The sequence below is a fragment of the Natrialba asiatica DSM 12278 genome, assembly GCF_000337555.1.
Taxonomy (GTDB): Archaea; Halobacteriota; Halobacteria; order Halobacteriales; family Natrialbaceae; genus Natrialba; species Natrialba asiatica.
Window position 1 is genome coordinate 46,045 of the sequence record NZ_AOIO01000020.1, and the last position, 13,826, is coordinate 59,870.

General features: G+C 62.6%; 14 protein-coding genes. 6 read left to right on the forward strand and 8 right to left on the reverse strand.

Annotated features, from left to right (window positions below; all coding sequences use genetic code 11):
• Positions 1-109: 109 nt before the first annotated feature.
• Positions 110-826: a hypothetical protein gene (locus tag C481_RS06350; protein ID WP_006108332.1), complete on the reverse strand. Its 717-nt coding sequence runs from the start codon at positions 824-826 to the stop codon at positions 110-112.
• A gap of 222 nt (positions 827-1,048) precedes the next feature.
• Here C481_RS06350 and C481_RS06355 point away from each other — a divergent pair, with 222 nt between their 5' ends.
• A complete protein-coding gene (locus C481_RS06355; RefSeq protein WP_241434659.1) occupies positions 1,049-1,822 on the forward strand; it encodes an SCP2 sterol-binding domain-containing protein in 774 nt (257 codons plus the stop codon).
• Between the two features lie 22 nt (positions 1,823-1,844).
• Here C481_RS06355 and C481_RS06360 read toward each other — a convergent pair whose 3' ends face one another.
• Entirely contained in the window at positions 1,845-2,495 is a 651-nt protein-coding gene (locus C481_RS06360) for a hypothetical protein (RefSeq protein ID WP_006108334.1), read from the reverse strand.
• Positions 2,496-2,729: 234 nt separating this feature from the next.
• Here C481_RS06360 and C481_RS06365 point away from each other — a divergent pair, with 234 nt between their 5' ends.
• A complete protein-coding gene (locus tag C481_RS06365) occupies positions 2,730-2,987 on the forward strand; it encodes a PRC-barrel domain-containing protein (RefSeq protein WP_006108335.1) in 258 nt (85 codons plus the stop codon).
• 20 nt (positions 2,988-3,007) lie between these two features.
• On the opposite strand, the gene C481_RS06370 is transcribed toward C481_RS06365, so the two are convergent.
• The 4 genes from C481_RS06370 to C481_RS06385 form a co-directional block, all read right to left on the reverse strand.
• On the reverse strand, positions 3,008-4,213 hold the full coding sequence (locus C481_RS06370; RefSeq protein ID WP_006108336.1) for an acyl-CoA dehydrogenase family protein: 1,206 nt from the start codon (positions 4,211-4,213) through the stop codon (positions 3,008-3,010).
• On the reverse strand, positions 4,214-4,792 hold the full coding sequence (locus tag C481_RS06375; protein WP_006108337.1) for an SCP2 sterol-binding domain-containing protein: 579 nt from the start codon (positions 4,790-4,792) through the stop codon (positions 4,214-4,216).
• Positions 4,793-4,966: 174 nt separating this feature from the next.
• Positions 4,967-6,079, reverse strand: coding sequence for an acyltransferase (locus tag C481_RS06380; protein WP_193787836.1), 1,113 nt, complete (start codon positions 6,077-6,079; stop codon positions 4,967-4,969).
• A 308-nt stretch (positions 6,080-6,387) separates the two neighbouring features.
• On the reverse strand, positions 6,388-8,076 hold the full coding sequence (locus C481_RS06385; protein WP_006108339.1) for an AMP-binding protein: 1,689 nt from the start codon (positions 8,074-8,076) through the stop codon (positions 6,388-6,390).
• Positions 8,077-8,284: 208 nt separating this feature from the next.
• Between C481_RS06385 and C481_RS06390 the strand changes: the two genes are divergently transcribed.
• Complete coding sequence (locus tag C481_RS06390) at positions 8,285-9,061, forward strand: SDR family NAD(P)-dependent oxidoreductase (RefSeq protein ID WP_006108340.1); 777 nt, start codon at positions 8,285-8,287, stop codon at positions 9,059-9,061.
• A gap of 135 nt (positions 9,062-9,196) precedes the next feature.
• Here the strand turns inward: C481_RS06390 and C481_RS06395 are convergent, their stop codons facing one another.
• Both C481_RS06395 and C481_RS06400 read right to left on the reverse strand, forming a co-directional pair.
• Entirely contained in the window at positions 9,197-9,847 is a 651-nt protein-coding gene (locus tag C481_RS06395) for a helix-turn-helix domain-containing protein (protein WP_006108341.1), read from the reverse strand.
• A 173-nt stretch (positions 9,848-10,020) separates the two neighbouring features.
• Entirely contained in the window at positions 10,021-10,872 is an 852-nt protein-coding gene (locus tag C481_RS06400) for a methyltransferase domain-containing protein (RefSeq protein WP_006108342.1), read from the reverse strand.
• Positions 10,873-11,212: 340 nt separating this feature from the next.
• On the opposite strand from C481_RS06400, the gene C481_RS06405 reads away from it, so the two are divergent.
• The 3 genes from C481_RS06405 to C481_RS06415 all read left to right on the forward strand — a co-directional run bounded on the left by C481_RS06405 (position 11,213) and on the right by C481_RS06415 (position 13,787).
• Positions 11,213-11,830 (forward strand): DUF6230 family protein, encoded by a 618-nt coding sequence (locus C481_RS06405; protein WP_006108343.1) that lies wholly within the window; start codon positions 11,213-11,215, stop codon positions 11,828-11,830.
• A gap of 6 nt (positions 11,831-11,836) precedes the next feature.
• Positions 11,837-12,412: a DUF6114 domain-containing protein gene (locus C481_RS06410; protein ID WP_006108344.1), complete on the forward strand. Its 576-nt coding sequence runs from the start codon at positions 11,837-11,839 to the stop codon at positions 12,410-12,412.
• Between the two features lie 91 nt (positions 12,413-12,503).
• Positions 12,504-13,787: a hypothetical protein gene (locus tag C481_RS06415; RefSeq protein ID WP_006108345.1), complete on the forward strand. Its 1,284-nt coding sequence runs from the start codon at positions 12,504-12,506 to the stop codon at positions 13,785-13,787.
• Positions 13,788-13,826: the final 39 nt, after the last annotated feature.

Sequence of the window (13,826 nt, forward strand, 5' to 3'; positions counted from 1 at the left end):
GTCCGCCTCCGTCCGGCCGGGCGAGCGGTTGTCACTCGCGTGGTAAGGGTTATGCGAGCCAAGAGCCCGCGCGGGACACACGACGGCGTGATCCACCGCGGCCCGCCGCTCAGAACAGGTGCCGCGCGTCGGTCTCGCCGGCGACATCACCCATCGCCGCCGCCGCATCCCCGTAGTGAAGCACTCGCGTCACGTCCCCGTCGAGCGCCATCTCGTTCGACATCACCGACTCGATCACGTCGGCACCCTCGACGAGTTCGGACCAGGTCTCGTAGGGCGCTTCGAGTTCGAATCCCGGATCGCGAGCCGACGGATCGGCGACGAGTTCCGCTCGCTCGCAGTCGCCGTCTTCGAGCGCGAGATGGGCGTACACCGTCGATCCGTCGACGACGTACGCCTCCAGTTGTGCGAGCAGTGACTCGAGGTCGCCCCGAATATGCGTCTCGAGCGCCGGCCAGACGACGGTCGGCACGTCGGCGAGCGCGACGGTCGAGAGTGCCCGTCGGAATCGAACTCGTTCGTCGTCGTCGTTGCCGTCGCCGTCGGCGGCGGCGAATCGCTCGTCGAAGGCCGGCGTCGCCGTCTCCCGTAACCGATCGAACTCGGTGGCGGAGAGCGCGTCGATCCGGTCGAATAGCTCGGCGGTCAACGCGTCGGGAAGGTCGCCGAGCGTCGTCTCTTCGAGGGGAAGGTGCGTCAGGACGAAGCGGAAGTCGCCGTCGAAACCGACGCCCCAGCCCTCGCTCGCCGCCGCGTACGCGTCGTCTTCGGCGAGGTTCCTGCGGTAGCTCTCGAGCCATTCTTCGGACGGAAACCAGTCGGCCATGCGTGTACGCACTGCAGTCGATCGCTTCAGCGTTCGTCCGCGAATCCGAGGGAGTATATATCGGTCCCCCGGGAGCGACTGACGAGAGTAACGAACTGATGTACGGACTGACAGGAGCAGCGAACGGAGTGTACGGACTGGCAGGCGCGCAAACGAAGTTTACGGCCACCGCCCGTGATAAACCCCCTCGTATACCCGGAGAAATCACAACAAGAGTTCACAATGAGCACAGTTCTAGATCGGGTCCACCGCGGCCCGGAAACCCAGATGAGCACGCAACAACGCCGACCGATCGAACAGTACTTCCCGACGGAGCCGTGGCTCGAGCAGTACCGCGCGGCGATCGACGAAAACGACGCCTACGCCGACCACTCGGCCGGGTGGGGCGTCGACTTCGACGGCTCGTTCGTCTTCCAGATCGAGGCCGTTCCGCTCGACTCCACGACGGTCGCCGACCTCCCGTCCGAACTCGTCGAGTCGGTCGAAGACGACCTCTCCGCGCTCTCCGACGACCGACTCGAAGCGGTTCTCGAACAAGCGCCGGCGGGTGCCCGAGAGCGCATCGAGTCCCGCAACGGTTCGCTCGAGGAGCGCGTTACCGCCGAGGTTCGAGGGACGACCATGGCGGCGCTTCCCGATCGTACCTGGCCGGCGCTCCGGACGGAACTGCCGGCCAACCTCGACGAACTGATACCCCAACTCGAGGAGAACGTGGCCGACGACGGCACGATCTACGCGTATCTCGAACTCTACGACGGCGAGTGCGAATCGGTGGATACGATGCTCGACCTCGACGACCGAGAGCACGGCTTTCGACTCATCGGCGACTACGACACCTGGACCGACCTCGTCCGCGGCGAGGGCGACGTCATCAACATGCTGATGTCCGGCGAGTTCGAGATCGACGGCGACATGCAGAAGATCCTGCAGTACTCCGACGCGGCGGTCGATCTCGCGGAGATCGCCGCCGACGTCGACACGCGATTCATCTTCTGAGCCGGAGACGCGCCTCGTGCGTTCAGGACTCGAGAATCAGTCCGTACACCAGCCCGAGCGTCCCCCCGTAAATCGCCCACGCGAGGACGCCGACGACGCCGGCGACTGTGACGTTCGAAAACGGCGTCGAGGCGCCCATCGCGACCGGGAGCCAGCCCGGGACGAGGAACAGGGAACTGACCGCACCCACGACGATCCCGTATCCGTTCCCGAGCGCGAACGTGGTCGTCGCGAGTGCGGACCGCTTGAGAAGCGGCGTGAGGAGCCGCCGAAGGGACTCGTTGCGGCTCGAGAGCGCCATCACCGTCCCGACGAACGAATCGATCGACCGCGAGACGACCAGGCTAAACGGGAGCGCGAACAGCACGCCCAGCGCGAACATCGCGAGCCAGCCGCCGTCTAACGTCGGCGATCCGAAGCCCCCGCCGATGCGTCTGATCGCGTCGGTATCGTACAGTTGGAGCACCAGCGCCGCCTGAAACCCGCCCGCGAGGCCACCCGCAACGGCGGCCTCGATCTCCCGCACGCTGCACTCGAGGGATGCGAGCCACTCGTCGACCGAGTTCAGGACGATCCGAAACGGCGGCGCATCGGTGTCGGCGGTTGGGGTGGTCGTCTCGGCGTCGGAATTCGAACCGGCGTCGTGATCGGCGCTGGTGTCTCCATCTGCCATACCCTGCTATCGAGTTCGGTGGTACCGTGCCTCAGTATTGTTCCGCGTATCCGGGGTCGTTTATACGGTGTAGTCCGATCCTGGATCGGTCCAAAAAGCGCCGATCGGCGGTTCTCACACCGGGACGCCCGAACTGGTTCGATAGCTTGCCGGACGGCTCCGATCGCACGGGCCGCCGCGAGTGCCGTCCGACGACCGCAATCGTTTACTATCGGGATGTGGGCCCGAGAAGGTATGGACGAACTATTCGCACGGGACCTCGGCGGAAAGACAATCGTCGGAACCGATGGCACCGCGTTCGGCACGCTCCACACCATTACGATCGAACCCAAGTCCGGCGCGCTCCGCGATCTCGTCGTCGACCCCGACGACCACTCCCCCTCCTCGATCACGCCCCGCACCGACGACGACCGGCTGCGAATCCCCGTCAGCCGGATCGAGCGAGTCAGCGACCAAATCGTCGTCGGGACGGACGACGACCGCGGGCGGTGAACTCGCGGGATCGGCGACGATCAGTACGCACTCATTCCGGTCAGTTCCTTGCCGACGATGAGCTTCTGGATCTCGGTCGTTCCGTCCGGGATCGTCATTACCCGGGCGTCGCGGTAGTACCGCTCCATCCGGTTCTCGAGATCGAGCCCCGCGGCACCGAGAACCTGGAGCGCGTCGCTCGTCGCTTCGATCGACTGCTCGCAGGCGTAGCCCTTTGCGAGCGACGAGAGCAATCGCGCGTCGGGGTTGCCCTCGACGAGCGCCTCGGCGGCGCGCCGCGAAAGACCCCTCGAGGCTTCGATCGCCGCCCGAACGTCGTAGAGTTTCTCCTGTACCAACTGATGCTGCGCGATCGGGTCGCCGAACGTCTCCCGATCCTGGGCGTAGGCGAGCGCGTCGTCGAACGCGGCCTGCATGATCCCGACGGCCATGAACGCCATCCCCGTCCGCATGAACGAGAACATCACGTTCAACGGCTTGTGCTCGAAGAAGAGTTGACTGACGCTCTCCGGGAACGGCACGATCTCGGAGATGTCGTGGCCGTCGGCGATGGCGTCGCCGAAGATCGTCGAAAAGCGGTTCTCGACCGGAACGCGAACGTCGTCGAACGTCATGCGGCCGTTCGGGACGCCCTTCCAGCCCAGTTTGTTCATCTCCTCGGTTTCGAAGTCGGCGTTCGCCCGGTCGACCAGGAACAGGTCCTGAACGTCCTCCGATGCGTCGTGAGCGACGACGAGCGCAACGTCGGCGATCTGGGCGTTACCGACCCAGACCTTCTCGCCGTTCAGCACGAACGCCTCGCCGTCCTTGCGCGCGACGGTGTTCGGGTGGGCCGTATCGCTGCCGCCTTCGGGTTCGGTCACCGCGAGACAGCCGATACACCGGTTCTCTTCGAGTTTCGGCAGCATCGCCTGTCGCGTCTCGTCGGCCGCAAACCGGACGAACAGCGCCGGAAACGACATCTGCAGGGCGACGTTCAGACTCGGCCAGACGCGGCTGATCTCCTCCGAAGCGATGACGAACCGCCAGACGTCCCCGAAGTATCGGTGGACCGTAGCCGGTGTAAAGCCGATCCCGAGTTCTTGAAGATCGTCGAGGTAGCCCACGAGTTCGTCCCGGGTCATCGGCCCGTTGCGATCCGCCTCGTCGACGATCGGCTCGATTTCGGTTTCGAGGTACGTTCGGAGGTCATCGCGAAACGCCGTCTGGTCGTCGGTCAGGCGCATTTACGACTCCGCGGATGCGGGAACCTGGTCGGACAGCGAGTTCATGATCGGTGCGAGGCGGGTGCCTTTGTGGACCGGGCCGTCCATCTGGTACTGCTGTTGCATGAACCCCTGAATCGGATCGACGCGGCCGACGATGAGCCCGACGAGCGTGTCCGCCGGGCCGGTGATCTCGAGCATCGGGTCGTCGAGCGTGCCCGCCCCGCCGGTCATCGTCTGCTCGGTCCCGTCGACCTCGAGGTGGCCGGCCATCGGGCAGTCCTCGGCCTCGAAATTGACGGTGATGTCGTCGTCGATGCTTTCTTTCACCTCGGGTGAACTCTCGACGAGGACGTTCATGCCGGCCCAGAGCAGTTCCTGGAACTGATCCGCGGTCTCGGGGTTCTCGGAGACGAACGATGCGATGTCCATCGTCTCCATCCGCGCTACCACGCGGCCGAACGTCTCTGGGTGCTCGCGGACGAGATCCTCGGTCTGGCCCTCCATTCGGCCGAGCAGTTCCGGGAGGTCGTCTTCGAGTTCGTCGTCGGATTGCTCGAGCGATGCGTCGATGTCCTGAATCAGGTCGGTGTCGGTCATGGGTATCGAGTCGGGGCTCACGACGGGGTGAGTCCCGGTGGTAGTCAATAGGGAACACCCGACGAACAGTGTGATCCGTGGAATGCGCGGATGTTTATAATGGTCACCGTGACGGTCGGCGAACGATCACGGCGACGGGAGGGTGTTTCGAAGGCGAATTTCGGCGGGCGGCGCTCATCGGAGGTCGTACTTTCGAATCCAATTCGGTCTCGGCAGGTGGCTCCCGCCGACCTCGACGACCCCGTGTTTGTACGCGAGGAGATAGACGAACAGGGCCCCGAAGAACGTCGCCGGCGTCAACGCGAGATGCCACCACAGCGACGATTCGATCTCGTACCCGTTTGCGACGAGCAGTTCGCCGACCGTTTCCAGCGCGAATAACACCGCCGGGTGGACGACGTAGACGCCGACGGCGTACTTCCCCCACGACGGTAACGAGGTCGACCGTCCGAGGGACGGCCGCGAGAGGAGAAACGCGAACAGCGAGAGCGTGACCAGCACGGTAAGGACCGAGTAACTGGCGGTGTAGACGCCGTGTGCGAACGTCTCGTCTCCCACGACGTACCCCAGTACGTATCGTTCGCCGACGTGGAGTGCGCTGAAGAGGACGGTCGCGCCGAGATAGCGCGTGCTTCGCTCGGGGGCTGGCTGCCAGTCCTGCGAGGCGATGACGTACCCGAGACTCGTATAAAAGAACCCGAAGAACAACGCATCCCTGATCTCGAACGGGACGTCTACGAACATCGTATAGCTCGCCCCGAGCAGTCCGACGACGTGGAACGCGACCGAGATCGGCAGCAGGTACGATGTCTTGTCCGTGAGCACGAACAGACAGATCAACCCGAGCGAAACCAGGAGCGCCGGAAGAAACCACAGGATTTCCGACACGGAATTCCCGTAGTAGAACAACGCCACCGGCGACGTGAACTCGACCAGCTTGCCGACGACGCTGGCCGTGACAGCCCGATTGTCGAACCCGGCGCGCGCGGCGGTCCCCGCGAGAAAAACCGGCGCAGAAAGCAACAGCCCGAACGTGTAAATCGAGGCGATGGTTGTCGCTCGTTTGGCAAAGTATCCGACCGGGTCACGGTAGGCCGTTTTCCGGGCGAAGAAGTATCCCGACGTTACGAAGAAAAACGGGACTGCGAACCTCGCCGAGCTGTCGATTGCGAAATTTATCAAATTACCATATATAGTAATATTCCTGAATGGATCTGTATGAATAGCGACAACGAACAGCATCGCAATTATCCGCATCGAATCGATGCTATAGATGCGTTCGCCCATACCCCGGGCAACCACATTTCTGAATATGATCCTTTTGCCTCAGGTAAACGGTTCGCCGACCTGTAATTTTGTCAATTATAGAATTAGTTCGAATATATTCAATCTTATTGATATACATTACGACGACCGAGATAGCTGCTGCGACGAACCGATCACCGAACTCGAGTGCAGGCGCGGACCGGTATCAGCCACGGCCAAACGAGTCAGGCTGTCGAACAGCACTCGGTGGAAGTCGGTCACGATTCGTCCCGCCACCCTCGGAGACGGCCACAGAAGCGTGATTGCTCTTCACAGAGAGTGCACCAGTATCAGCCGTCCGCCTCGGTCGTTGCGTCCTCTCGGAGCGCCTGCTTGTCCGTCTTTCCAATGTCGGTGAGCGGGATCGACTCGACGAACGTTACCGTCGACGGGAGGGCCTGTCGTGGCACCGTGCCCTCGAGATGGTCGCGAACGTCCTGTTCGGTTACGTCCGCATCCGGTTCCGGTTCGATGAAGATGCGGACGCGCTCGCTGCCCGGCCGCTCCGGATCGGGGACGCCGACCGTGGCCGGTCGTTCGACGCCCTCGAGACCGTACAGGATCTCGTCGACTTCCTCGGAGTAGACCTTCAATCCCGAGACGTTGATCATGTTCTTGATGCGGTCGACGACGTAGAACCGACCGCTGGAGTCGACTTTCGCGATGTCGCCCGTGGCGACGTACCCCTCCTCGTCGAACGGGTCTTTCCCCTCGTCGAGATATCCCGTCATCCGCTGTGGGCCCTTCACGAGGAGTTCACCCTCGAGTTCGTCATCGACGGCGCGGTCGATCGGAATCGCCTCGCCGGAGTCGATATCGCGGAGTTTGACGCTCGTGTCGGGAACCGGAATTCCGATGGTCGGATGGTCCAACCCGTCCTCGCTCTCACCGCCGGCGAGGAGTTCGTAGAGTCCGTGAACGTCGAAGTGGGTGATCGGGGACATCTCCGAGAGGCCGTAGCCCTGGGACACGCCGCCGGCCTCGCGTTCGAACTGGGACTTCGTCTCGACCGCGAGGGGAGCGGAGCCGGAGATGCCGACGACCGAGGATGCGACCTCCTCGTCGACCAGTTCCATGAACTGGGTCGGCACGCCGAGCATGAGCAGCGGTTCGTGGCGCTCGACCAGTTCGCGCATCTGCACCGTATCCCTGGCGTCGGGAACGACCAGCATATCGAGTCCGAGTTCGAGCAGGCTGTTCGTGATCGAGTAGCCGTAGGCGTGATACATCGGCAGCGCCATCACGGCCGCCTCGCTGCCGCGCATCGCCGTCGCCAACTGGGACTGCACGGCGACGCCCTGGAGCGCGTTCGCGACGAGATTCCGATGGGTCAGCAGACACCCCTTGGGTAAGCCGGTCGTCCCGCCCGTGAACAACAGCGTGTGTCCGTCCGTTTCGACGCTGAACTCGACGGTGGGCGGGTCCGGCTCCGTCGCGTCGATGACCGGGCGGAGCCGTTCGGCTCCGTCGATCGCCTCTCGCTCGCCCTCGTCCGGCGGGTCCGCCGAGTAGTCCTCGAGCGACGTCAGGAGCACGTGCTCGAGTTCGAGTTCAGTTTGGAGCGACCGGATGAGATCGATGTGTTCGTCGTGGCCGATCAGTACGTCGGGGTCGCCTTGCTCGAGTCGGTAGACGAGGTCGTCCTCGGCGTCGAGGAAGTCGTTCGGGATGTGGACGCCGCCGGCCCGCGAGATGGCGTGGGTGGCGACGACGAACTGGACGGATGTCGGGAGGATCGTTGCGACTCTGTGGCCCTTCTCGATGCCGCGCTGGCGCAGCGCCGTCGCCAGTCGGTCGACGTCATCGCGGATGTCGGGGTAGGGGAATCGCTGGCCCAACTGGACGATCCCCTGCGCCGGATGGTCGTCTGCGGCGTCGTACAGGAACTGATGAACCGGCTCGTCGGGATAGGGCTCGAGTGACTCGGGGATGCCGAACCGTTCGTACGCCGCCGTCCAGGGTGTCGCGTCTCGGGACATTCGGTCACGCTATCACGCCTGCGTTGCTAAAGCGTACTCGCTGGGATACGCGGTCGTTGAAGACCGAAGCGGGACACGGCCGCGGCCGGACAGTCGTGCGAGGATCCGTGGCCGGGCGACTGCTCGGTACCGGCGGCCTCCACGCCGATATAAATCGCCTGCGATCCGTCGAAAAACGCCCTTCGTCGTCGCCGGTGGTGCTCACCGTATGGATTTCGGACTGGACGAGAAGACCGCTCTCGTGACGGGAGCAGGCGGGCGCATCGGCAGCGTCGACTGCGAGATACTCGCCGCGGAAGGGGCCGAGGTGATCGCGCTGGACATCGATACCGACGCGGCACGGACCGTCGTCGACGACATCGAAGACGCCGGCGGGACGGCGCGCACGCTCGAGTGCGACCTGACCGATCGCGACGAGGTAGCGGAGACGATTTCGGCGGTCGACGAGGACGCCGGCGGGATCGACGTGCTGATCAACAACGCGGGGCTGGTCGACGCTCGCGACAAGGTCGAGGACTTCGACGACGAGATCTGGGACCGCGACGTGGCGGTCAACCTGACGGGAACCTACAACGTCACCCGCGCCGTCTATCCGGGAATGAAAGAGCGCGGATGGGGCCGCATCGTCACCGTGTCCTCGGTCGCCGGCTGGCACGGCGGCTTCGGACAGGCGTCGTACGCGGCGACGAAATCGGCGCTGATCGGCTTCGGCAAGACGCTCGCCTTAGAGGGCGCACAGCACGGTATTACGAGCAACGTCGTCGCACCGAGCATCGTCGTCGGCGCGCTCGCGGACCTCCCGCTCGACCAGCTCGAACAGGTCGACGAGCACTTCGCCCGGATCGCCGAGGCGACCCCGATGCGGCGACTCGGTCGGGAGGAAGACGTCGCGAATCTGATCGCGTACCTCTGCTCGGAGCAGGCCGATTACGTCACCGGACAGGTCGTCGGCGTCACCGGCGGCGTCGATCTCTTTAGTTTCTGACGATCCGGGCGGTGTTCCACCCAAACGGTGTTCTCCCGGTCACAGCCTTAGCCCAGTCTCAGACTCAGCCCAGTTTCAGCCACAGCCACAGTCTCGGTCTCAGTCACTATCTCAGCCTCAGTTACAGTCTCGACCTCAGGGAACGATCTGCGAAAGGAGTTTCGCCTCGATTTTTCGCAGGTGACCGCCGACCGTACCGCCCGTACACCCGAGTTCATCTCCGATATCCGCGTGTGTCACCTCCCGCGGAACGTTGTAGTATCCCATATCGACGGCAGTCTCGAGGATTTCCTGTTGCCGATCCGTGAGCTGTGAGAACAACCGATCCGTGTTCGGCTCGTAAGTCCCCGTCTTGAGGAGTTTGATCCGAATCCCGTCGGGAACGTCCGGAATCGCCTGCTGAAAGCTCCCTACGTCGCCGATCATCGTCACGCGCAATCCCCCACGTCGCGTGTACTCGAGGGGCGTATCGAAGATGAACTCGAACTCGCGGAACATGCTCAAGAGCCCCACGAGCCTGTCGTGGGCTCCGACGTGGATGTAGGCGTGAATTGCGTCATCTGCCTTCGAAAGGTGGTACATGCGAACCATCTTCGAATCCGTCAGAATCGACTCGAGCGCCGCTGCATCACCGGACAGTTGATAGAGCGTGACGATCGTATCGTCGGCGAGGAGATTGACGTTGTGGAGGAGTTCACGCGCGATATCGGGATGATCTGCAATTTGCTGGTCGACGGGGTGTAACCCCTCGTCGTCCGGGATAACGATGCACTTTGCGTATCTCATCTCGTGAGAGTCACCTCACTGTGAGCATACTTCTTGGTATCGTTTGACAGAGTGTGTGACGTCCAGGGTTTCGAAGAGAAACCGAACGCGGAAACGGTGGCCAGACGAACACCGCTCATCGGCCGGCGGTCTTCACCTCGAACTCGACGGTTGCACATCGGCGAAACACCCCATCACGCCGGTAACTCCGCAGTAAAGTCACCGTGCACTGCGAGTCCCCGGTCGAGAACGTCGTACTGGTGATAGAGCGTCACCCCCTGTTTGACCGACGAATCACTTTTCACGCCCAGCGCGGAGGCAGCCCTGAGAAGCGGCGTGACGGCGCGCGAGAGCCACCGTTGACGGCGGGACGACGGCATAATCCGGTCGTAGTGGTCGTCGAACGTCACGTTCGTAAAGCCGGCCGCTTCGAGGGCAGTTCTGAACTCGCCGACGTGTGCGAGTTCGGGAACGGCCCAGCCGTCGAGTACCGTTCGGACCGTCTCTTTCTCCGGTGCCGTCAGCGCCGTTCGACTCATGTAGCCGTCGGAGAGTAGCACGCGGCCGCCCGGCACGAGGACGCGGCGAATTTCCTCGAGTACTCGGTCCTTTTGCGCGGAGTGACAGACCGTTTCGATACCGGAGACTGCGTCGAACGTGTCGTCGGGGTACGGAATTTCGTGATAGGTACCGACGCCGAACGCGGTCGATTCCGCCACGTCGCGTTCGCGAGCGTTCGCTCGGGCGTCGCGGATGTGAGACGGGTCGATATCGATGCCGTGAACGTCGGCGTCGCGTTCGGCCGCGATGTGGATCGGCAGCCCGCCGCGCCCGGTCCCGATGTCCAGTATCGTATCCGTCTCGTCGGCGTCGAGTTTGTCGGCGTAGACGCTGTTCGAGTTCGTCATGGCTTCCCGATGGCTCGTGTGTGCGTCGTCGTAGAAGCCGTAGTGCAGGTTGACCTCGCTCCAGAAAAACCGGTACTCCCACGCGGTCTCGTTGTAGAACTCGACTATATCAGTAGTACTGAACGATTTCGGTTGCATACCCCGACACGCACTGGTGTAGCCGATAGTACTTCTCCCGCGTTTCCGCGTGTCTTTATAGGCGTCCGGCACTGACTCTCTCGATTTCCGATCAATAGTCAAAACCTCGAGAAAATCCACTCATGGCCGTGATATCGAAACAACCGTCGCCGCGTTCTCGTACAGCCGCGATATAAATGACGCCGTATACGAGGAGGAAAAATGATTACAAACCATGTTGGGTGTGTGCCTGTGACATCCAACACCCACCGGCAACTCGGGCGAACTGTAACCGACGGCGCGGGACGGTCCCCGCTCAGTGGCGAGGGGGAATCGAACAGCACCGAAAGAGGCGCTTAACATGTACAATACGAAACGGCTGCTGACGGGAACAAGTGCGTCGATTCTCGTGGTCGCGCTCGTCGGCCTGATCGTGCTGTCGTCAGGGACGGCCTACGCCGCACCGCTGGCCGCCGGCGGCTTTACCGTCGAAGCCGACGAGATCAGATCCGACGAATTCCTCCTCTATCCCGGCGTCGGGGAGAGTAGCGAGGCCCAGGCGACGCCCGTCGTCGTCGTCGAACAGCGAGGCGTCGAGATCGACGGTCTGGTGCTGACGAAAGAACAGCCCGTCGATAACCTGCCCGGGATCGATGGAACGATCGAGATCTCCTTTACCACGGACGAAACCGTCGAAGCGGACGAACAGTACATCAAGTTGACCGGGCTGAGCGCGGAGGAGGCGACGTTCAACGGCCAGGTGATCAACGACCAGTACAGCGACGATCCGAACCAGCAGTTCCAGCAGGCGGCCGGAGAGAACGCCGAACCCGAAGAGGGGCTTCTAACCGACGTAAGCGGGGATTCCCCCGGAATGGTGCAAGAAGATGTTGAAATCGAGATGGTGTATCTCGCGTCGAACGAGATCAGCCTGCCCGGTCTCGATGTCAACGTCGAGTACACGGACGAGGGGACGTGATCATCCATGGCAACCAAATCTAGCTACGACGACGCAACGAGTACAACAGACCGAATCAGAAGTCGCTGGGATCGGTTCACCGCCTGGCGACTCCGGCGACCGTTCCTGGGCGGTCTCCTGTTGTGTCTGGCCGGGATCATCATCACCTGGGTCCCGATGCAAATCCTGCCGGACCTTCTCTTCGTCGGCGGCGAGTTGACCGGCTTTCTCGCCATCGGCGTCGCGTTCGGCGTGTTAGTGTTCCTGACGGGCGTCTTCGCGCTGTACAAACCGGCCCACTCCGACGTGATCGGCGTCGTTGGCATCGCCCTGTCGATTCTCTCGCTGGTGGGTTCACTCGGCGGGTTAGTGTTCGGGCTCCTATTCGGCATCCTCGGCGGTAACCTCTGTCTCGCGTGGAAACCCGACGAGGATCGCGTCCCCGACCGCGTCACTGAGCCGAGTCCCGTCGACAACGCTGTCGCGGGCGTTCGCAACCGGCTCCAGCGCGTCGTCGGGCCAGTTCGCCGGCGGCTTCGGCACCGTCTCGAAACTGCGACGACCGAGACTGGGCCACAGAACGCGGAAACGACCGATGAGTGAGCGCCATCGCCGCGGCGCAAAACGCGTCACCGGGCACCGAAACCGCGGGGCAATCACCGCGAGAGAACACTGAGACGTGAGCTGACATGATATGACTCGAACGAAGTCCCTCCTCGTCGTCGCACTCGTCGTCCTCGCCAGCGTCATCTCGGGAATCGGTACCCTTCCCGTGGCCGCCCAGGAGACGAACGACGGCACCGTCACGGTGGAACTGGGATCGATCGAGGACGCAACCGTTTGCGCCCAGCAACTCACCTCCGGCACCAACGAACTCCTCGTTCGGAACGGAAGTTACGACAACACCACCGTCTACCTCGGCGAGAACAGACGCGTCGAACTCGAGCAGACCCGACCGGATGCAACGATGCTGCTCCGTACCGAGCACCAGAGCGAGGCGTTGGACAACCTCTCCGCAGCCGGCGACTGTCTCCCCACCGAGGAAACGAACCTGACAATCACCGCTACGTCGATAACGACATCGGGGCTGTCAGTAGACGGCTACTCGATCGAAGTCGGGCCGGACGACGAGACGCCCGGAGCCGACGGATTCGGCGAACTCGATCTCGGTCACCTCGAGCAGGACGACTCCTCGAACGGTACCAGCGACACCAATTCCGCGAACGACTCGACCGATTCGAATGACTCGAACCAGTCGAACGAGGGCAACGACGACAGTGACGAATCCCGACCCGATGACAACGACCGAGAGACTGACAACCGGACTGATTCCGAGGACGATAACGACAACTCGGACGAGGAAGACGAACTGAACGACGAGGACGATAAACCGACCGATGACGAGGAAACCGGGTCAGACGACGGGAACGGGAACGACACTGGCGAAGACGAAGGCGAGGACGAGGATGAAGACGGGAACGACAATGACGAAGGCGAGAACGGGAACGAAAACGAAAGCGACGAGCAAAACGACACCGTAACTGATCCGGTCACCGACCCCGTCAACGAAACGCTCAACCACACCGAAGAGACGGCAGAGAACACGCTCAACCACACCGAGGAAACGGTCGAGAGCTCCCTCAACCATACCGAAGAGACGACCGAAGACACACTCGATCACACCGAAGGAACAGTCGAGGGAACGCTCGACCACACCGAGAACACCACTGCGGACGTAACGCAGACGATCGCCGAGAACCCGAACGAAACGGACGAACAACTCGCAGAATCCCTCGAAGAAACCGGGGACCACGTCGAAGAGACGGTAACCGAAACCGGAGATCACATCGACGAAACGGTCGCGGACACCGGCGAGCACCTCGAAGAGACGAGCAACGAGACGGGCGACCATCTCGAGGAAACAGCCACCAACAGTACCGAGTTCCTCCGGGAAACAACCGGACTCCTCGCCCCGTAACCCAGAGCGTGAGCGCCGAATCGACCGCGAATCGGCGTA